Annotated in this window: 14 protein-coding genes; all 14 read left to right on the forward strand. The window is 55.6% G+C overall.

The genetic code is table 11. The annotated features are described in order from the left end of the window. Nucleotides 1–3: 3 nt before the first annotated feature. The 14 genes from ACFPQ4_RS23990 to ACFPQ4_RS24055 all read left to right on the forward strand — a co-directional run bounded on the left by ACFPQ4_RS23990 (nucleotide 4) and on the right by ACFPQ4_RS24055 (nucleotide 18481). Complete coding sequence (locus ACFPQ4_RS23990; protein WP_378114453.1) at nucleotides 4–795, forward strand: phosphatidate cytidylyltransferase; 792 nt, start codon at nucleotides 4–6, stop codon at nucleotides 793–795. A gap of 68 nt (nucleotides 796–863) precedes the next feature. After that, on the forward strand, nucleotides 864–2003 hold the full coding sequence (locus tag ACFPQ4_RS23995) for a 1-deoxy-D-xylulose-5-phosphate reductoisomerase (protein WP_378114454.1): 1140 nt from the start codon (nucleotides 864–866) through the stop codon (nucleotides 2001–2003). A 90-nt stretch (nucleotides 2004–2093) separates the two neighbouring features. Then, the gene (gene rseP, locus ACFPQ4_RS24000; protein WP_378114455.1) at nucleotides 2094–3347 is read left to right on the forward strand and encodes an RIP metalloprotease RseP; all 1254 of its coding nucleotides are present in this window, start codon (nucleotides 2094–2096) and stop codon (nucleotides 3345–3347) included. Nucleotides 3348–3411: 64 nt separating this feature from the next. Next, nucleotides 3412–4869: a proline--tRNA ligase gene (gene proS, locus ACFPQ4_RS24005; protein ID WP_378114456.1), complete on the forward strand. Its 1458-nt coding sequence runs from the start codon at nucleotides 3412–3414 to the stop codon at nucleotides 4867–4869. A gap of 165 nt (nucleotides 4870–5034) precedes the next feature. Continuing rightward, a complete protein-coding gene (locus ACFPQ4_RS24010) occupies nucleotides 5035–9366 on the forward strand; it encodes a PolC-type DNA polymerase III (protein WP_378114457.1) in 4332 nt (1443 codons plus the stop codon). 393 nt (nucleotides 9367–9759) lie between these two features. Next, entirely contained in the window at nucleotides 9760–10221 is a 462-nt protein-coding gene (gene rimP, locus ACFPQ4_RS24015; RefSeq protein WP_378114458.1) for a ribosome maturation factor RimP, read from the forward strand. An 83-nt stretch (nucleotides 10222–10304) separates the two neighbouring features. Further along, the gene (gene nusA, locus ACFPQ4_RS24020; RefSeq protein WP_378114459.1) at nucleotides 10305–11402 is read left to right on the forward strand and encodes a transcription termination factor NusA; all 1098 of its coding nucleotides are present in this window, start codon (nucleotides 10305–10307) and stop codon (nucleotides 11400–11402) included. A 50-nt stretch (nucleotides 11403–11452) separates the two neighbouring features. After that, nucleotides 11453–11773, forward strand: coding sequence for an RNase P modulator RnpM (gene rnpM / locus ACFPQ4_RS24025; RefSeq protein ID WP_378114460.1), 321 nt, complete (start codon nucleotides 11453–11455; stop codon nucleotides 11771–11773). Further along, complete coding sequence (locus ACFPQ4_RS24030) at nucleotides 11757–12089, forward strand: L7Ae/L30e/S12e/Gadd45 family ribosomal protein (RefSeq protein ID WP_378114461.1); 333 nt, start codon at nucleotides 11757–11759, stop codon at nucleotides 12087–12089. Before rnpM ends, ACFPQ4_RS24030 begins: the two co-directional genes overlap by 17 nt. Continuing rightward, complete coding sequence (gene infB, locus ACFPQ4_RS24035; RefSeq protein ID WP_378114462.1) at nucleotides 12082–15123, forward strand: translation initiation factor IF-2; 3042 nt, start codon at nucleotides 12082–12084, stop codon at nucleotides 15121–15123. The genes ACFPQ4_RS24030 and infB overlap by 8 nt, the downstream gene beginning before the upstream one ends. 34 nt (nucleotides 15124–15157) lie before the next feature. Next, entirely contained in the window at nucleotides 15158–15514 is a 357-nt protein-coding gene (gene rbfA / locus ACFPQ4_RS24040; protein ID WP_378114463.1) for a 30S ribosome-binding factor RbfA, read from the forward strand. Between the two features lie 17 nt (nucleotides 15515–15531). Then, complete coding sequence (locus tag ACFPQ4_RS24045) at nucleotides 15532–16518, forward strand: DHH family phosphoesterase (RefSeq protein ID WP_378114464.1); 987 nt, start codon at nucleotides 15532–15534, stop codon at nucleotides 16516–16518. Continuing rightward, the gene (gene truB / locus ACFPQ4_RS24050) at nucleotides 16511–17473 is read left to right on the forward strand and encodes a tRNA pseudouridine(55) synthase TruB (protein ID WP_378114465.1); all 963 of its coding nucleotides are present in this window, start codon (nucleotides 16511–16513) and stop codon (nucleotides 17471–17473) included. The genes ACFPQ4_RS24045 and truB overlap by 8 nt, the downstream gene beginning before the upstream one ends. A gap of 15 nt (nucleotides 17474–17488) precedes the next feature. Beyond that, a complete protein-coding gene (locus tag ACFPQ4_RS24055) occupies nucleotides 17489–18481 on the forward strand; it encodes a bifunctional riboflavin kinase/FAD synthetase (protein ID WP_378114466.1) in 993 nt (330 codons plus the stop codon). The last annotated feature ends 159 nt before the right edge of the window (nucleotides 18482–18640 follow it).

Raw genomic sequence — 18640 nt, forward strand, 5'->3', positions numbered from 1 at the left:
ATCATGAAACAGAGGATCATCAGCGGGGTTATCGCGGCGGTATTATTCGTCCTTTTGCTGTGGGCAGGCGGATGGTATTACTCCGCGTTTCTCGCGGCGCTCGCTCTCGTCGGCTTCTGGGAATTCGTAAAGTTGAACGGACAGTCTTGGCTGCGTGCGGACGTGCTCATCGGATTTGCGTCCGTAGCCATACTCGCGTTACCGGAATTTCCTTTTGACTGGGACATGCCTTCGTTCAAAGTAATGGCATGGTTGCTCATGTTCGTATTAATGACCGGAACCGTATTCAGCAAAAACCGTATTCAATTAGAGCACGTTAGCGTATTGTTCCTTGGCGTTATATACGTCGGGATCGGGTTTCACTATATGGCGGTCACGCGAGAAATGGAGCACGGCATTTTATGGTCGGTGCTGACGTTTTTCTGCATTTGGGCTTCGGACGCGGGCGCGTATTTCGTCGGCAAGGCGATCGGACGCACGAAGCTATGGCCGGCGATCAGTCCGAACAAGACGATCGAAGGCGCGATCGGCGGACTGATCATCGCGATGATCACGGCAGGCATATTCGCTTATTGCCGTCCGGAGCTGCTGACTTACGGACAAGCCGCTCTGATCGGTCTGGCTGCCGCGGTTGCAGGTCAGTTAGGCGACCTTGTGCAATCGGCATACAAACGTTTCAGGGGCGTCAAAGATTCGGGCAATTTGCTGCCGGGCCACGGAGGCGTGCTTGACCGTACGGATAGCTGGCTCATCGTGTTCCCGCTCGTTCACCTGCTCGGTTTGTTGCCGCACTAATGAGAACGGTTTGGCTAACGTGTAAATCACGTACTACATATAAGAAGTCGGTAAGCGGAGGATAGGCGATGAAAAAAATAGCGGTACTCGGCAGCACCGGTTCTATCGGCACGCAGACGCTTGACGTAATCTCCCGGGAGCCGGACAGCTATGAAGTGGTTGGACTGGCGGCCGGCAACAACGTGGATCTATTGCTGGAGCAAGTTCGCGCTTTCCGCCCGAAGCTTGTCTCCGTCGGAACTAAGGAAGCCGCGGAAGCATTAAAGCTTCAAGTGCCATCCGGCGTGAAAGTCGTTCACGGAGAAGAAGGATTGATCGAAGTCGCAGCGGGATCCGGCGCCACGTACGTCGTGTGCGCCCTCATCGGCAGCATCGGCCTTCGGTCCACCCTCGCGGCGATCGATGCCGGCGCAGACATCGGCCTCGCCAACAAGGAGACGCTCGTAACGGCGGGCCATATCGTCATGCAGCGGGCGAAGGAGATGGGCGTAGCCCTTCTGCCTGTCGATAGCGAGCATTCGGCGATATTCCAATGTTTGAACGGGGAAAATACGAAAGCGATCAAGCGTCTCGTGCTTACGGCATCGGGCGGAAGCTTCCGGAATCGTACGCGCGAGGAGCTTCGAGGCGTTACGGTCGAGGATGCGCTCAAGCACCCGAATTGGCGGATGGGCGCGAAGATCACGATCGATTCCGCGACTATGGTCAACAAGGGACTCGAAGTGATGGAAGCCCATTGGTTGTTCGGGCTACCCTATGATCGGATCGACGTCGTCTTGCATCCCGAAAGCATTATCCACTCGATGGTCGAGTTCGTCGATACTAGCGTAATGGCGCAGCTCGGCAATCCGGATATGCGCGTTCCGATCCAATACGCGCTTACGTATCCGGAGCGGAAACCATCTCCGGCTACGCCGCTTGACCTCCTTGCGGCAGGTTCGCTGAATTTCCGTCCAATGGACTTCGAGCGGTTCCCGTGCTTGAGAATGGCGTACGAGGCGGGACGCGCGGGCGGTACGGCGACGACCGTATTCAATGCCGCCAACGAGATCGCCGTAGCTCGGTTCCTGAAGGGCGAGATCGCATTCCTCGCGATAGAAGACATCATCTCCGAAGTGCTGTCGCGCCACGATGCGATCGCGACTCCTGACCTAGAGACGATTCTCGAAGCGGACAGATGGGCTCGTCTCGAAGCGTTTTCGCGATAAATATCGCGCCGTCGGTATTCTCTTGTATCGCTTGGGAGAATAATGTTAATCTAAGGACAGCCGTTCGGGCATCGGTAAGGAGCTGAATAGATGGGGAATTTCCAGGTCGCTTTATTGACCGTATTAATGTTCTTTTTACTCGTATCGCTGCATGAATGGGGCCATTTCTATTTTGCCCGCAGGGCTGGCATATTGGTTCGCGAATTCGCGATCGGCTTCGGACCGAAGCTGTTCTCGATCAAACGCGGCGAGACGCGCTACACGCTTAGATTGCTGCCGATCGGCGGTTTCGTCCGCATGGCCGGAGAAGATCCGGAAGTCGTGGACGTTCAGGCGGGGCAGACGATCGCCGTCCGCTTGAAGGATAATCGCGTAACGCGTCTGTACCTCGACAGATTGGACGAACGTTCGGACGTGCTTCGCGGCGAGATTAAAGCCGTTGATCTGGAGAAGCACTTGTACGTAACGCTTGACGTCGACGGCGACGTCGAACGCTTCGACGTACATCCGGCGGCGCTTATTATCGCAAGAGGGCAAGAGACGCAGATCGCTCCGCTCGATCGCCAATTCGGCCAGAAGCCGGTGCGCAAGCGGGCGCTGGCGATTTTCGCGGGTCCGGTCATGAATTTCCTGCTCGCGTTCGTTTTGTTCGGCTTGTACTTGGTGCTCCAAGGCACGCCGCAAAAAGTGTTCATCAACGAAGTGGAGCAAGGTTCCCCGGCAGCCGCCGCCGGATTGTCCGCTGGCGATCACGTGAAATCGATCAACGGATATACCGTTAACGGCGACGTACAATTGTTCATCGATCAAATTAGCGGTTCCGCCGGCGTTCCGATGAAATGGGTCGTCGACCGCGACGGCAAAGACGTCGACATTACCGTGACGCCGAATCCGGAGACGGGCAAAGTAGGCATCTATCCCGCCCAAGGCGACTTCAAGAAGCCGGGAGCCGGGGAGACGATCAAGTACGCCGGAACGACGATGGTCGATATGACGCAGCGCATATTCGAAGGGTTCCGCAAGCTAATATTCGGAGAATTCAAGTTGGACGATCTCGGCGGTCCGGTCAAGACGACTCAGATGACGGTGGAGATCGCCAAGCAAGGCATTGCGCAGCTGACGATGTGGGCAGGCATATTGAGCCTGTACTTAGGCATTTTCAACTTGCTGCCGATACCGGCGCTCGACGGAAGCCGACTGCTGTTCCTCGGCATCGAAGCGATCCGCGGCAAGCCGATCGATCCGAACAGGGAGAGCATGGTGCATTTCATCGGATTCGCGATGTTAATGCTTCTAATGGTCGTCGTAACTTATAACGATATCGTAGGGCTAGTGAGACGTTAAACATCAATGGCGTTTCGCAGGAAACGCATTTCGTAAGCATTTATCGTGGAGCTGGGGGAGCGTCATGTCGAAGGATTCGAAGGCACAAGGTTTCGTAACGGAAATTACGCCTCAGGGCGAAGATTTCTCGCGTTGGTATTTGGACGTCATTAAGAAAGCTGAATTGATGGATTACTCGCCGGTTCGCGGATGCATCGTGTTCCGTCCGGAAGGGTATGAAATTTGGGAGAACATACAGAAGGAGCTCGATCAGCGCTTCAAGGCGACGGGCCACCGCAACGCTTACTTCCCGTTGTTCATTCCGGAGAGCTTCTTCCAGAAGGAAAAGGAACACGTCGAAGGGTTTAATCCGGAGCTGCCGTGGGTGACCGAAGCGGCAGGCGAGAAGCTGGAAGAGCGGCTCGCGATCCGTCCGACGTCGGAGACGATGTTCGGCCACATGTACAGCAAGTGGATCAACTCGTACCGCGATCTGCCTTTGCTCATCAACCAATGGGCGAACGTCGTCCGTTGGGAGAAGCGGACGATGCCGTTCCTGCGCACGAGCGAATTCCTGTGGCAGGAAGGCCATACGGCTCACGAGGACGAAGCGGACGCGCGCAAAGAAACGATGACGATGCTCGACGTCTATACGGACTTCGTGGAAAACGTCTTGGCGATTCCGGTCATCAAAGGCGAGAAGACGCCTTCCGAACGGTTCGCGGGCGCGGTCGATACGTATTCGATCGAAGCGATGATGAAGGACGGACGCGCGGTGCAAGCCGGTACGTCCCATTATCTCGGCACGAAGTTCGCCGTCGCGTTCGATATTAAGTATCTCGATCGCGAGAACACGCAACAATTTTGCCATACGACTTCTTGGGGCGTCAGCACCCGTCTCATCGGCGCTCTTATTATGGTGCACGGAGACGACCGCGGTCTCGTAATGCCGCCGAAAGTCGCGCCAACGCAAGTCGTCATGATTCCGATCGGCCCGCCGAAGACGCGCGAAGTCGTACTCGGCAAGACGGACGAGCTATACGCGCAATTGAAAGCCGCCGGAATCCGCGTACGCGTGGACGATCGCGCGGACGTATCGCCGGGCTGGAAGTTCAACGAATACGAAATGCGCGGCATTCCGATTCGTCTGGAGCTCGGACCGCGCGATCTGGAAAACGGCCAATGCGTGCTCGTCTCCCGGGTTTCCGGAGAGAAGAAGTCGGTCGCTTTGGACAACCTCGTCGCGGAAGTCGAGGCGCTGCTCGGACAAATTCACGTCGCTATGTTCGCGAAAGCTCAATCGTTCCGCGAGGAGCATTCGTTCTCCGTGGATACGCTGGACGAATTCAAGTCGGCGATGGAAGAGAGCCGCGGATTCGGTCTTGCCGGTTGGTGCGGATCGGACGCTTGCGAGAAGCAAGTTAAGGAAGAGACCGGCGCGACGAGCCGGAACATTCCGTTCGAGCCTGCGGAGCGCAAGTCGACGTGTCTCGTTTGCGGAGACGCCGCCAAGCATACGGTCGTATTCGCAAGAGCTTACTAATTAGTACCAAACGGGTTGATTTCTCGGCTTCGACCAGCGAGGATCAACCCTTTTTTTATTGCCAAACCGTTCGCGAGCGGGCGTCGGAATCTGCTTCCATTCTATTGATGGGGGCAACCGGTTCAGGTAGAATAAGCAGAGAGTAAGTGGGAGAGGAAAGTGAAGATGCAGCCGACGGATAAACAACGACACGGATTCGAAGTGCTTTTGCAGCAAGCGGCGCTTCCTGTCGAATGGAAACGGGAATATTATTCTAACGGCTATCTAGATCGTTTGGAAATCAGTCCATCCCGCAAGGAATGGACGTTCTATATTGGATTGGATCAATTGTTGCCCGCCGTCGTGTACGTCGAGATGGCGGAACGGATGCGAGCCAAGCTCGGCCACCATGCCGACATCCGCAGCGTACTGCTGTATGCGCCGAGCGTGCCGACCGGTCAAATCGTACAAGCCTACTGGGGCATGTTCGTGGAATGGATGCAGCAATCGGCCGTATCGGTTCACGGCTGGTTAGCCAAAGCCGCCGTGGACTTCGACAATGACGTCGTAACCGTATCGCTGTTGAATGAGACGAATTTGGAGCTAGCCAAGAAGAAGGAAATCGACGTAAACGCGGTTCGGTATTTCGAAGAGCGTTTCCAGCGCACTTGCCGAATCAAGCTGACGGTCGGCGAGTCGAGACCGGAGATGTACACGGAATTCACGCAGAAGATCCAGCAGGAAAATCGCGACGCGATCGATCAACTGATGGCCGATTCCAAGGAAGCGGCGGCAGCCGCCGAAGGCGAACCGCCGCAAGTGCTGCAACACGGGTACGAGATCAAGGACGAGCCGGTGCCGATCTCGCAAGTGCAAGAGGAAGAGAAGCGGGTTACGCTGCAAGGCGCGATCTTCGGGCTCGAAGTGAAAGAACTGCGTACCGGCAGTACCCTGTTCACGTTTAACGTGACCGATTTTTCCGACTCGCTTAACGTGAAGATGTTCGCCAAAAACAAAGAAGACGCGAAGATGCTCAGCCTGCTCGCCAACGGCAAATGGGTGAAGCTGCGCGGTAAAGTCGAATACGACCGGTTCATGAACCCGCCGGAGCTCGTTATTTTCCCGAACGATATTCGCGAAGTCGTAGCCCCGCCGGAACGCAAAGACGACGCCGAGCACAAGCGCGTAGAATTCCACGTTCATACGACGATGAGTACGATGGATGGGATTACGCCGGTCGATGCGTACATCAAAACCGCGGCGAAATGGGGACATCAAGCGATCGCCATTTCGGACCACGCCAACGTGCAATGTTTCCCCGATGCGGCGAAGGCGGGCAAGAAGCACGGCATCAAGGTCATGTTCGGCGTCGAAGCCAACGTCGTCAACGATGCGGTGCCAATGGTACTTAACCCGCGCGAGCAGAGCTTGGAAGACGCCGTGTACGTCGTGTTCGATATCGAGACGACGGGCTTGTCGGTAACGAACAACAAGATTATCGAGCTTGCGGGCGTCAAGATGCACAAAGGACAAGAGATCGACCGGTTCGCGACGTTCATTAATCCGCACGAGCCGATTCCTTATAACATACAGCAGCTGACGAACATTACGGACGACATGGTCAAGGACGCGCCGGAGCTCGAACCGAAGCTTCGCGAATTTATCGCGTTTATCGAAGACGCGGTGCTGGTCGCGCATAACGCGCGGTTCGACGTCGGCTTCATGCAGGAAGCGTGCAAGAAGCACGGTTTGCCGCCGATCGCGAATCCCGCGCTCGATACGCTCGAGCTTGCGCGGTTCCTCCATCCGAACATGAAAAACCATCGGCTCAATACGCTCTCGGACCTTTACAAAGTGTCGCTAGAGAGCCATCACCGCGCTATCGACGATACGCTCGCGCTCGCCGGCGTATTGAACGGCTTGCTCAAAGATGCGGCCACTCGCGGCGTAACCGCGCTGCACACACTCAATGAAGTGAACGAGAATAGCTGGAAGACGACGCGCCCGTTCCATTGCGGCGTTTATGCGCTTAACGCAGTCGGCAAAAAGAACTTATTCAAATTGATTTCGATGTCCCATACCGATTATATAAACCGCGTCGCCTGCATGCCGAAAAGCAAGCTCGTGGAGCTGCGCGAAGGGTTGCTCGTCATTTCGGGTTGCGAGAAAGGCGAACTGTTCGAGACGGTGCTCAATAAGTCGCAGGAAGAAGCGGAAGAAGTAGCGGCTTTCTACGACGTGCTCGAAGTCCAGCCGCTCGACTTCTACATGCATTTGCTCGACAAGGGACTGGTCGGCAGTCGCGCCGATCTGGAAGAGGCGCTCCGCCGAATCGTTCGCATCGGCGACAAGCTCGGCAAACCTGTAATTGCTACAGGGAACGTTCATTACTTAACGCCGAGAGAGAAGCTGTTCCGCGACATTACGATCCATGGCATTACCGGCTTCAGCCCGCTTAAGGACCAGCGGAAGCCGGACGCGCATTTCCGTACGACGGGGGAGATGCTCGAGGCGTTCGAGTTTCTCGGCAAAGACAAAGCGTTCGAAGTCGTCGTGCGTAACACGAACGAATTAGCCGACCGGTTCGAGACGTACGAGATGTTCCCTAAGAAGGGCGGACCTACCGACAACGGCTTGTTCTCGCCGATCTTCGAAGGCGCGGACGAAGAAATTCGCGACACGTGCTACGCGACGGCTAAGTCCATGTACGGCGAACAGCTTCCCGAAGTCGTAGTGGCGCGTCTGGAGAAAGAACTCGTACCGATCATTAAATACGGTTTCTCGGCGAACTATTTAATCTCCGAGAAGCTAGTTAAGAAATCGAACGCCGACGGTTATTTGGTCGGTTCGCGGGGATCGGTAGGTTCATCCGTCGTCGCGATGTTCCTTGGTATATCCGAGGTTAATCCGCTACCCGCGCATTACTTGTGCAAAAACTCGGAATGCAAACATAGCGAGTGGATACTCGATGGCAGCATACCGAGCGGATTCGACTTGCCGGACAAGGCTTGCCCGGATTGCGGTACGATCATGAAAGGCGACGGCCAGGACATTCCGTTCGAGACGTTCCTCGGATTCAAAGGCGATAAAGTTCCCGATATCGACCTCAACTTCTCCGGCGAATATCAACCGCACGCCCATAACTACACGAAGGTGTTGTTCGGCGAGAAAAGCGTTTTCCGGGCAGGTACCATAGGTACGGTCGCGGAGAAGACGGCATACGGTTTCGCGAAAAAATACGAAGAAGATCACGGGAAAAGCTGGCGGGGCGCCGAGCTTAACCGGCTAGCGGCAGGCTGTACGGGCGTCAAGCGCAGCACCGGACAGCATCCGGGCGGCATCGTCGTCGTTCCGGACTATATCGAAGTGGAAGACATTACGCCGGTTCAATTTCCCGCGGACGACAAAAACTCCGAGTGGAAGACGACCCACTTCGATTATCACGCGTTCGACGAAAACTTGCTTAAGCTCGATATTCTCGGTCACGACGATCCGACGATGATGCGGATGCTTCAGGATTTGACCGGCGTCGACCCGACGACGATTCCGATGAACGATCCGAAGGTCATGAGCCTGTTCAACTCCGTGGACGCGCTCGGCGTATCGCCGCAGCAAATCCGTTCGCCGGTCGCGACGTTCGGCGTTCCGGAGATGGGTACGCGGTTCGTTCGCCAGATGCTAGAGGAGACGAAGCCGTCTTCGTTCGCCGACTTGCTGCAAATTTCGGGTTTGTCTCACGGAACGGGCGTATGGCTTGGCAACGCGCAAGAGCTGATCAAGAATGGCACGTGTACGATCAAGACGGTAATCGGTTGCCGCGACGATATCATGTTATTCCTCATTTATAAAGCAGGGATGGATGCCTCTCTCGCGTTCAAGATCACGGAGAGCGTACGTAAAGGCAAAGGCCTAACGCCGGAGTGGATCGACGAAATGAAACGGTGCAAAGTGCCGCAATGGTACATCGATTCGTGCCTGCGCATCGAGTACATGTTCCCTAAAGCGCATGCCTCGGCATACGTAATATCCGCGGTTCGCACGGCGTACTTCAAGCTCTACTATCCGATAGAGTATTACGCTACGTATTATTCGGTTCGCGCGGCGGACTTCGACGTGGAGTTGTTCTGTCAAGGCTACGACGCCATCTTGAAAATGCTCGTCGAGATCGAAGCGAAAGGCTTCCAAGCTACGACGAAGGAGAAGAACATGATCTCCATTCTCGAGATGGGGCTCGAAATGACGGCCAGAGGGCTGAAGTTCAAGCCGATCGATTTGTACCGTTCGGATGCGACGCGGTTTATCGTGGACGGAGACAGTCTCATTCCGCCGTTCGGCGCGATCGCCGGCGTCGGAGAGAATGCGGCGCGTAACATCGCGGCTTCCCGAGAGGATGGAGATTTCCTGTCCGTGGAAGATTTCCAACAACGTTCCAAGGCGAGTAAGACGATCGTCGAGGTGCTTAGCAGCATGGGCGTGTTCCGCGGATTACCGGAATCGAACCAGCTCATGCTGTTTTAAAAGCCCCACAAAGTGAAGCTTCGCTCTGAACAATATTCCGTCCGAACCGAGCAAAGGCTCGGTACGCATCTAAACCTTCCGCTAAACGCGGTCGCACATCTTCGAGTTGCTGCGATGAAAGTTTATATATTACTTTGCGGGGACCCCGGATTATCCAACCCCCGCAAAGCGGTGCGTGGCTCCGAAGCCTATTGCGTTAACCTTGCGGGTGCGCGGGCCATTGATCTTTCTGTTGCCACTCCCTTACGGATTATGGTATATTAATTTTGGTAATCATGTGGATATCACTGTCTGCAGAAGAGTGGGGAAACCCACTCTTTAAGTTTTGTCAACGGCTTTTTAAGGTTGTGACCCCTGCAGATATCCATTTGAAGCATCGGGAGGTATACCCATTTGAGCGCATCGAAAATCAAATCCATCGTGGAAGAGTTCGCGACTTCGTACTTGACGGAGAACGGCTTCCAGCTGGTGGACGTGGAATATGTGAAGGAAGGCAGCAACTGGTTCCTGCGAATTTATGTGGACAAGGACGGCGGCATCGACATCGACGATTGCGGTCGCGTTTCCGAGTTCGTAAGCGCGAAGCTGGATGAGCTCGATCCGATCTCCGAAGCGTATTTCCTCGAGGTTAGCTCGCCAGGCGCGGAAAGACCGCTGAAAAAAGCGGAAGACGTAGCCGGCGCGGTAGGTAAGCATGTGTTCGTTACGACGTACGAGCAGATCGACGGTGCCAAGGAATTCGAAGGCAAGCTAGACGGCTTCGACGGCACTACGCTGACGATCATCATCGGAAAGCGCAAGCATGCGATTCCATATAGCAAGGTGGCCACGGCAAGACTCGCCATCGCGTTCTAACCGACTTTCTAATTAATGACGACCACGGCAGCCGTAACCAACGTTACGGATATAGCCGTATTATGAGGAGGAATGATCTTGACATGAGCATGGAGTTTATTGAGGCGCTGACCGAAATCGAGCGAGATAAGGGCATAAGCAAAGATGTCCTGATCGAGGCTATCGAAGCGGCACTGATCTCCAGCTACAAACGTAACTTTAATACGGCTCAAAACGTTCGCGTGGACATCAACCGGACAACTGGGCAAATTAAAGTATACGCTCGCAAAACGGTAACTGAAGAAGTGCTCGACCCGCGTTTGGAAATTTCGGTCGAAGCTTCCAGATCGATCAACCCGCATTACCAACTCGAGGACATCGCGGAGATCGAGGTTACGCCGCGCGATTTCGGCCGTATCGCGGCTCAAACTGCCAAGCAAGTCGTGACGCAGCGTATCCGCGAAGCGGAACGCGGTCTGATCTATCATGCTTTCGTCGATAAAGAGCAAGATATCGTTACGGGTATCATTCAGCGAATGGATCTTCGCAACTTGTACGTCGATCTCGGCAAAGTCGAAGCGGCGCTCCCGCTTACCGAACTGATGCCTACCGATAAGTTCAAGCAAGGCGACCGCGTCAAGTCTTATATCACGAAAGTGGAGAACACGAGCAAGGGCCCCCAAATCATTCTCTCCCGTACGCATCCGGGGTTGCTCAAGCGACTGTTCGAGCTGGAAGTGCCGGAAATTTTCGACGGCACGGTCGAGATTCGTTCGGTCGCGCGCGAAGCGGGTTTCCGCTCCAAGATCGCCGTTCATTCCCGTAACGACGAAGTCGATCCGGTAGGTTCTTGCGTCGGCCAAAAAGGCATTCGCGTGCAATCGATCGTAACCGAGCTCAAAGGCGAGAAGATCGATATCGTGAGATGGTCCGAGTCCGTCGACGAGTACGTTGCCAACGCGCTTAGCCCGTCCAAGGTGCTCGAAGTGATTGTGTTCGAAGCCGAGAAGATGGCGCGCGTCATCGTGCCGGACTATCAGTTGTCGCTCGCGATCGGCATCAAAGGGCAGAACGCGCGTCTTGCGGCGAAGCTGACCGGATGGAAAATCGATATCAAGAGCGAGACGCAAGCCGAGCAGGAATACGGACGTCCGAAATCGACCGGCGCGACGATGCATCAGGATAGCGTATCGATCGATTGATCTAACGTTAGACGAGGTGCGTTTCTCGCGAAACGCTGGGAGGAATCGCCTTGAGACCGAGGAAAATACCGCAACGCAAATGCGTCGCCTGCCAACAGATGATGGCGAAGAAGGAATTAATCCGGATCGTGCGTTCTCCCGCTGGGGAAATCGCAATCGACTTGACCGGCAAAAAACCAGGTCGAGGCGCATATCTGTGCGGCAAAGTATCATGCTTTAAGCTAGCCAAGAAGTCCAAAGCGTTCGAGCGTGCGCTTGCAACGCCGGTGGAAGCGGAAATATACGACCGTCTGGAAGCAGAGTTCATTCGCGTGGAGGATGAGTTCCAGGCAGCGAAGGAGCTCGAAGACGCCGATGACGGCATCGAATAAAGTTTTGTCCCGTCTGGGACTTGCCATGAGGGCAGGCAAGCTCGCGAGCGGCGAGGAAATCGTCTTGAAGGCGATTCGCTCGGGCGAAGCGAAGCTGGTACTGCTTGCGCAAGACGCTTCCGATAATACAAGCAAGAAATTCGCGGACAAATGCAAGAGCTACGGCGTGCCGTTGCTCGTGGGTTATACGCGATTTGAATTGGGAGCTGCCGTAGGAAAGCCGGAACGCGTTATTTTCGCGGTTACGGATCGTGGTTTTGCCGACATGCTTAAGGTCGGTTGGGTTCATCATTCGGAGGTGGAGAATATTGAGTAAACAAGACGATAACAAAGATAAGCTGAGGGTGTATGAATACGCCAAGCAGCTCAATATGAGCAGTAAAGAAATCATTACGATTCTCAAAAGACAGAACATGCCAGTCAACAACCATATGAGCGTTATGGAAGACGGCATGACCGGTGCGGTCGAGAAGTTCTTCCGCGACGTTAAAGCGAATGCGGCAGCAAAAATGGCGTCGCAATCTTCGGCGAAGCCAGCTCAAGGTCAAAGCAGCGGAGACAATCGTCGTCCAGCGGCACCTGCGGCTACTAGCTCGGTTGCTTCCACGCCGGCGGCACCTGCAGCTCCGCAACAAGCGGCACCTGCTCCAGCTCCTGCTCCGACGCAACCGTCCGCACCTGCACAACCTGCTGCTCCAACTGCTTCCGCTGGTTCTGCTGCGCCATCGCAAGGCCAACAAGCTCCTCGCGAAGGCGGCTACAACCGCGACGGCAATCGTCCGCAAGGTCAAGGCAGCTACAACCGCGACGGCAATCGCCCGCAAGGTCAAGGCGGCAATCGTCCGCAAGGTCAAGGCAGCTACAACCGCGACGGCAATCGTCCGCAAGGTCAAGGCGGCGGTCAAGGCGGATATAGCCAACGTCCTGCTGGTCAAGGCGGTCAAGGTGGTCAAGGCGGCTACAGCCAACGTCCGCAAGGTCAAGGCGGTCAAGGCGGCAGTAGCTATGGCAGCCGTCCGCAAGGCCAAGGCGGTCAAGGCGGATATAGCCAACGTCCTGCAGGTCAAGGTGGTCAAGGCGGTCAAGGCGGTTACAGCCGTCCGCAAGGTCAAGGCGGTCAAGGCGGCGGTAGCTACGGCAACCGTCCACAAGGTCAAGGCGGCTACGGCAGTCGTCCTCCGGGTCAAGGCGGTGGCGGCGGTCAAGGCGGCGGTAGCTACGGCAACCGTCCACAAGGTCAAGGCGGCTACGGCAGTCGTCCTCCGGGTCAAGGCGGCGGTGGCGGATTTAGCGGCGGCGGCAATCGCGGCCCAAGCAGCGCGCCAAGCACTAGCACGGCATTCGGCGCGCGCGGCGGAGCTCCGGTCGCATCTGCGGGCCAACGCGGTACCGGCGGACGTACGGACAGTCGTCCGGCAGGACGCGGCGACGCTAAGCGTACGGACAGCGATTTCAATCGCAACAATCCGAACGCGGCCGGCAAACGCAAAGACCAGAACAGCCGGTTCGACGACGGAAGAACGAATTTCCGCAGTCCGAGAGGCAAAGGCGGCAAAAACGGACGCAAAGGCTCTATGCCTCCGCGCGAGAAAATCGACAACACGCCTAAGAAAGTTATCGTTCGCGGTAGCATGACGGTCGGCGAAGTGGCGAAGCTGCTTCATAAGGATGCTTCCGAAGTTATCAAAAAATTGCTCATGATGGGCGTTATGGCGACCATCAACCAAGAGCTTGATCTAGATACGGTTCTGCTTGTAGCCGGCGAGTACGGCGTCGAGACGGAAGTGAAAATCGTCGTCGAGGATATGCAGTTCGAGACGATCGAAGAGAACGACGAAGAAGGAACGCTCGTATCCCGTCCTCCGGTCGTTACGATCATGGGTCACGTTGACCATGGTAAGACGACGTTGCTCGACGCGATCCGCGAGACGAAAGTCGCAAGCGGCGAAGCGGGCGGCATTACGCAGCACATCGGCGCTTATCAAGTCGAGATCAACGGCAAGAAGATCTCGTTCCTCGATACGCCTGGTCACGAAGCGTTCACGACGATGCGTGCCCGCGGCGCGCAAGTCACGGACATTACGATTCTCGTAGTCGCTGCGGATGACGGCGTCATGCCGCAAACGGTCGAGGCGATCGCCCATGCGAAAGCGGCGAACGTTCCGATTATCGTTGCCGTGAACAAAATCGACAAGCCGGACGCCAATCCGGATAAAGTAAAACAAGAACTGACCGAATACGGTCTCGTTCAAGAGGCGTGGGGTGGCGATACGATCTTCGTCGAAGTATCCGCTAAGCAACGCATTAACTTGGACGGCCTGCTCGAGATGATCCTGCTCGTAGCTGAAATGAACGACTACAAGGCAAACCCTGACAAACGCGCGCGCGGTACCGTCATGGAAGCCGAGCTCGACAAGGGCAAAGGTCCTGTAGCTCGCGTGCTCGTACAGAACGGCACGCTCAAAGTCGGCGACGCATTCGTTGCCGGAGACTGCTTCGGACGCATTCGCGCAATGACGAACGATCGCGGCCGTCGCATTAAAGAAGCGGGACCTTCCACGCCGGTCGAGATTACCGGTTTGACGGAAGTGCCGCAAGCCGGCGATCCGTTCATGGTGTTCGAAGACGAACGCAAAGCTCGCGAAATCGCTGACAAGCGTTCGATCAAGACGCGTCAAGCGAACATTAAAGCGAACCAAACCGTTACGCTCGAAGATCTGTTCAGCAAAATCAAAGAAGGCGACATCAAAGAGCTAAACGTTATCCTCAAAGCGGACGTTCAAGGCTCGCTCGAAGCGCTTAAAGGCTCCTTGGAGAAAATAGAGATCGAGGGCGTACGCGTCAGAACGATCCACAGCGGCGTAGGCGCGATTACGGAATCCGATGTTATTTTGGCATCCGCATCGTCTGCAATTGTCATCGGCTTTAACGTATCCCCGGATTCCGGCGCGGCGACGACGGCCGAGCAAGAGAAAGTGGACGTTCGTCTGCACTCGATCATCTACAAAGTGATCGAAGAGATCGAGCAAGCGATGAAAGGCATGCTGGATCCGGTGTTCAAAGAAAAAATCATCGGCCATGCGGAAGTACGCAACATTTTCAAAATCAACAAAGGTACGATCGCCGGCTGTATGGTCACGGACGGCAAAATGCAGCGCAACGTTCAGGTACGTTTGCTGCGCGAAGGCAAAGTCGTGTTCGAGGGCAAACTCGATTCCCTCAAACGCTTCAAGGACGATGCCAAGGAAGTATCCGAAGGATACGAGTGCGGCATAACGCTCGAGAAGTTCAGCGACCTGAAGGAACTAGACGTCATCGAAGCGTACATCATGGAGTCCGTCGAGCGCTAATATCCGCACGAACGCATTAACGAGGTGAGCATGTATGCCCAAATTCCGCGTAGGACGGGTCGGCGAACAGATTAAGAAGGAGATCAGCTCCATCATCCAGACGGAGCTGAAAGATCCTCGCATCGGTTTCATTACCGTTACCGGTGTCGACATTACGAACGACTTGTCCCTGGCCAGAGTGTATATAAGCATTCTGGGCAGCGATGAACAAAAAGAAGAGACGCTTAAAGCGATCGGCCGGGCGAACGGATTTCTCCGTTCGGAGCTCGGTCGGCGCGTGAAGCTTCGCCATACGCCGGTCATGGAGTTCAAGTTCGACAGCTCCATCGCTTATGGCAGCCGAATCGAAGCGTTGCTACAGAAGATAAACCAAGAATCACTGCAGTCGTAGGTTAAGGGGGAAAAGGCATGTGGGCTAACACTTTACAGGAAGCCGCCGCTTTTATTCGCGAAAGGGACGATTTCCTGGTCGTGTCTCATGTGCAGCCCGACGGGGACGCAATCAGTTCGACGGTTGCTATCGGATGGTTGCTTGCGAAGCTGGGCAAGACGTTTACGATGCTTAACGAAGGCCCTGTGCCTTCGAGGCTTCAATACTTATGGCGTAGCGAAGACATCGTCACCATCCGGAACGATGAGGAGCCGAAGCGGCAATATCGACTAGTTATTTGCGTCGATTGCGCTGACTACGCTCGCATCGGTCGAGGGAAGGCATGGGTCGCCGAAGGCGCCGAAATCCTTAACATCGACCATCATCCGACCAATGACGGTTATGGTCTCGTTAACGTTCTGAAGTTCCATGCGGCCGCTACGGCGGAAATCATCATCGAATTGATCGACGCGATGTCGTTCCCGTTGGACAAAGACGTTGCGACCGCGATTTATACGGGGTTATTGACGGATACCGGCGGGTTTAGATACTCGAGCACGAGTCCCGAAGTGATGGCGATCGCCTCGCGTCTGCTTACGGCTGGCGTTAACGGCCCGGAGCTTGCGGAGTTGCTCCTAGAGCGCATGTCGATCGGTCAAATGCAAATGATTCAGCGCGGACTATCGCGTCTAGCCTTTACCCCCGACCAGAAGATCGGATGGATATGGGTAACCTCGGAAGATTTGGCCGAGACGGGCGCCACGAACGAAGACTTGGAGGGACTCGTCAACTACCCGCGCAACATCGAAGGCGTGGAAGTCGGCCTGCTATTCAAGGTGAACGGGGAAACGTCCGTGAAAGTAAGTTTGCGATCGGCCGGCAAAGTGAACGTAGCAGCCGTGGCGCAGCATTTCGGCGGCGGCGGTCACGTTCGCGCGGCCGGATGCCGGCTAACGGAGCCGTTAGACGAAGTCATCTCGCAGGTCGTTTCGGTCGTGCGGAAAGCGTTGGACGAGCATGAGTAACGGGACGAAGCCATCGATCGATGGCGTACTTGCGATATGGAAGCCTACCGGGTTCACCTCGCACGATGTGGTTGCGAAAGCCCGCGGTATTTTGCGAGAGCGGCGGATCGGACATACCGGGACGCTCGATCCCGCCGTTACGGGCGTGCTTCCGTTATGTATTGGGAAAGCAACGCGGTTCGTCGAATATTTGCAGGAGCTGCCTAAGACGTACGAGGCGACTTTGCGTTTCGGCATGGCGACCGACACCGAAGATTTAAGCGGCAACGTTACGGAGGAGATGGACGCTTCTTTCCTTACGGAAGAAGCGATTATGTCGGCCGCCCGATCGTTCATCGGAGAAATCGATCAGATTCCTCCGATGGTATCCGCGGTCAAGATGAACGGCAAGCGACTTTACGAGCTCGCGCGCGAAGGCATCGTTGTCGAACGTCCTTCGAGGCGCGTTCATATTTACGAGCTTGACGTTCTACGCGTATCAACGGAAGCGCCTAATCCGACTGTTACGTTCTCCGTGACATGCTCGAAAGGGACGTACATCCGGACGCTTTGCGTCGATATCGGCCGCAAGCTCGGAGTACCGGCCGTTATGGCTGAGCTCATTCGTACGGAGAGCGCCGGCTTAAACCGTTCGCATTGCGTCACGCTCGAGCAGCTTGCGGAGCTAAAAGAGCAAGGTCGCCTACGCGAGAAGCTTCTTGCCGCGGACGCTTTGGTCGATATGCCGAGAACGACCGTATCGGAGCCGGAATCGACATACGTGCTGCAAGGGAAAACGATCGAAGCCGGACGGCTGCAACCGCCGCCGGATCGAGAAGGACTTTGGAAGCTGTATCGTTCCGATGGCGCGTTTCTCGGACTGTTCGTGGTCGACGAGAGCATGCGATCGGTACGGCCGGTGAAGGTGTTCCACCCTTCAGACAATCAGGGGCCCGGGAACATAGAGTCCGATTAAGCAGGGGGACATCAGGTGGAACGATACGATTTATACGTGAACAACGTTATGGAAGCAGGCCGATTGCCTGCCGGAGCTTGCAAACCGAAAGGGATTTCGCTTGCGATCGGATTTTTCGACGGCGTGCATCTCGGCCATCAAGAAGTGATCCGTCAAGCTGTCGCGCTTGCGAAGCAGCAAGGTCTCGTACCTGCGGTCATGACGTTCGATCCTCATCCGAGAGTCGTGCTGGGCCATGGTTCGCAATATACGACCGTGCTGACGCCGGTTGAAGACAAGCTTGCGCTGTTCGCCGGACTAGGCGTCGAGGCTGCTTACGTTATTCATTTCGACAGACCGTTCTCCGAAGTGACGGCGGAGCAATTCGTCCGGTCGTTAATTGCGCCGATTGGCGTTCGGACGGCCGTCGTCGGATTCGATTTTAAGTTCGGCCATCGCGGCGAAGGCAACGCGGAGTCGCTTCAATCGTTCGGAGACGGCAACATCCAAGTACATGTCGTCTCGCCGGTATTTGCAGACGGGGGCAAGGTCAGCAGCACGCGCATTCGCGAGAAGCTTGCTGCCGGCGAACCGCGCGATGCTTCGCAATTGATCGGCAGACCTTACGTCATTCAAGGCATCGTCGTTCATGGCGATGCACGCGGGCGCCTGCTGGGCTTTCCGACCGCGAACGTCATGCCGGAGCAACCTTACGTCATTCCGCAGAACGGCGTGTACGCGATCGAGATCGACGTATTGCCTAAGCCGGGAACAACGGAGACGGCAACGCGCTATCAAGGCGTGCTGAACGTCGGCGTGAGGCCTACTTTCGAAGCGCCCGGCGGACAATTGAAGTTGGAAGCTCATCTGTTCGATTATTCCGGAGACTTGTACGGCCGCGAAATCGCGCTCGTTTTTCATTCCTTCATACGGCCGGAGCGCAAGTTCGAATCGATCGATCAGCTCGTCGCTCAAATTTCGCAGGATGCCGAACGATCGCGAGAGCTTTTAACCGAACAATTACGTTAGCTGTCTGAACATGGACATTGTATATGCCTATGTTCATGTGCTATACTATACAACGTTGCTGAAATGCGACCGACTAGGTCGTAACGGTAAGCAAACATAACCTTAGCTTGGCTGCGCGCCTCACACCGACGCCAGCGAGGCTAATGGCGATTCTATTGA

Source organism: Cohnella yongneupensis (assembly GCF_042655785.1).
In the GTDB taxonomy this organism is placed as follows: domain Bacteria; phylum Bacillota; class Bacilli; order Paenibacillales; family Paenibacillaceae; genus Cohnella; species Cohnella yongneupensis.

What these genes read in the sequence shown, in the direction of transcription:
- truB (WP_378114465.1), top strand. Translation starts at nt 16,511, where the DNA reads ATGAGTAACGGGACGAAGCCATCGATCGATGGCGTACTTGCGATATGG.
- rseP (WP_378114455.1), top strand. Translation starts at nt 2,094, where the DNA reads ATGGGGAATTTCCAGGTCGCTTTATTGACCGTATTAATGTTCTTTTTA.
- ACFPQ4_RS24045 (WP_378114464.1), top strand. Translation starts at nt 15,532, where the DNA reads ATGTGGGCTAACACTTTACAGGAAGCCGCCGCTTTTATTCGCGAAAGG.
- ACFPQ4_RS24010 (WP_378114457.1), top strand. Translation starts at nt 5,035, where the DNA reads ATGCAGCCGACGGATAAACAACGACACGGATTCGAAGTGCTTTTGCAG.
- ACFPQ4_RS23990 (WP_378114453.1), top strand. Translation starts at nt 4, where the DNA reads ATGAAACAGAGGATCATCAGCGGGGTTATCGCGGCGGTATTATTCGTC.
- proS (WP_378114456.1), top strand. Translation starts at nt 3,412, where the DNA reads ATGTCGAAGGATTCGAAGGCACAAGGTTTCGTAACGGAAATTACGCCT.
- rbfA (WP_378114463.1), top strand. Translation starts at nt 15,158, where the DNA reads ATGCCCAAATTCCGCGTAGGACGGGTCGGCGAACAGATTAAGAAGGAG.
- ACFPQ4_RS24030 (WP_378114461.1), top strand. Translation starts at nt 11,757, where the DNA reads ATGACGGCATCGAATAAAGTTTTGTCCCGTCTGGGACTTGCCATGAGG.
- nusA (WP_378114459.1), top strand. Translation starts at nt 10,305, where the DNA reads ATGAGCATGGAGTTTATTGAGGCGCTGACCGAAATCGAGCGAGATAAG.
- ACFPQ4_RS23995 (WP_378114454.1), top strand. Translation starts at nt 864, where the DNA reads ATGAAAAAAATAGCGGTACTCGGCAGCACCGGTTCTATCGGCACGCAG.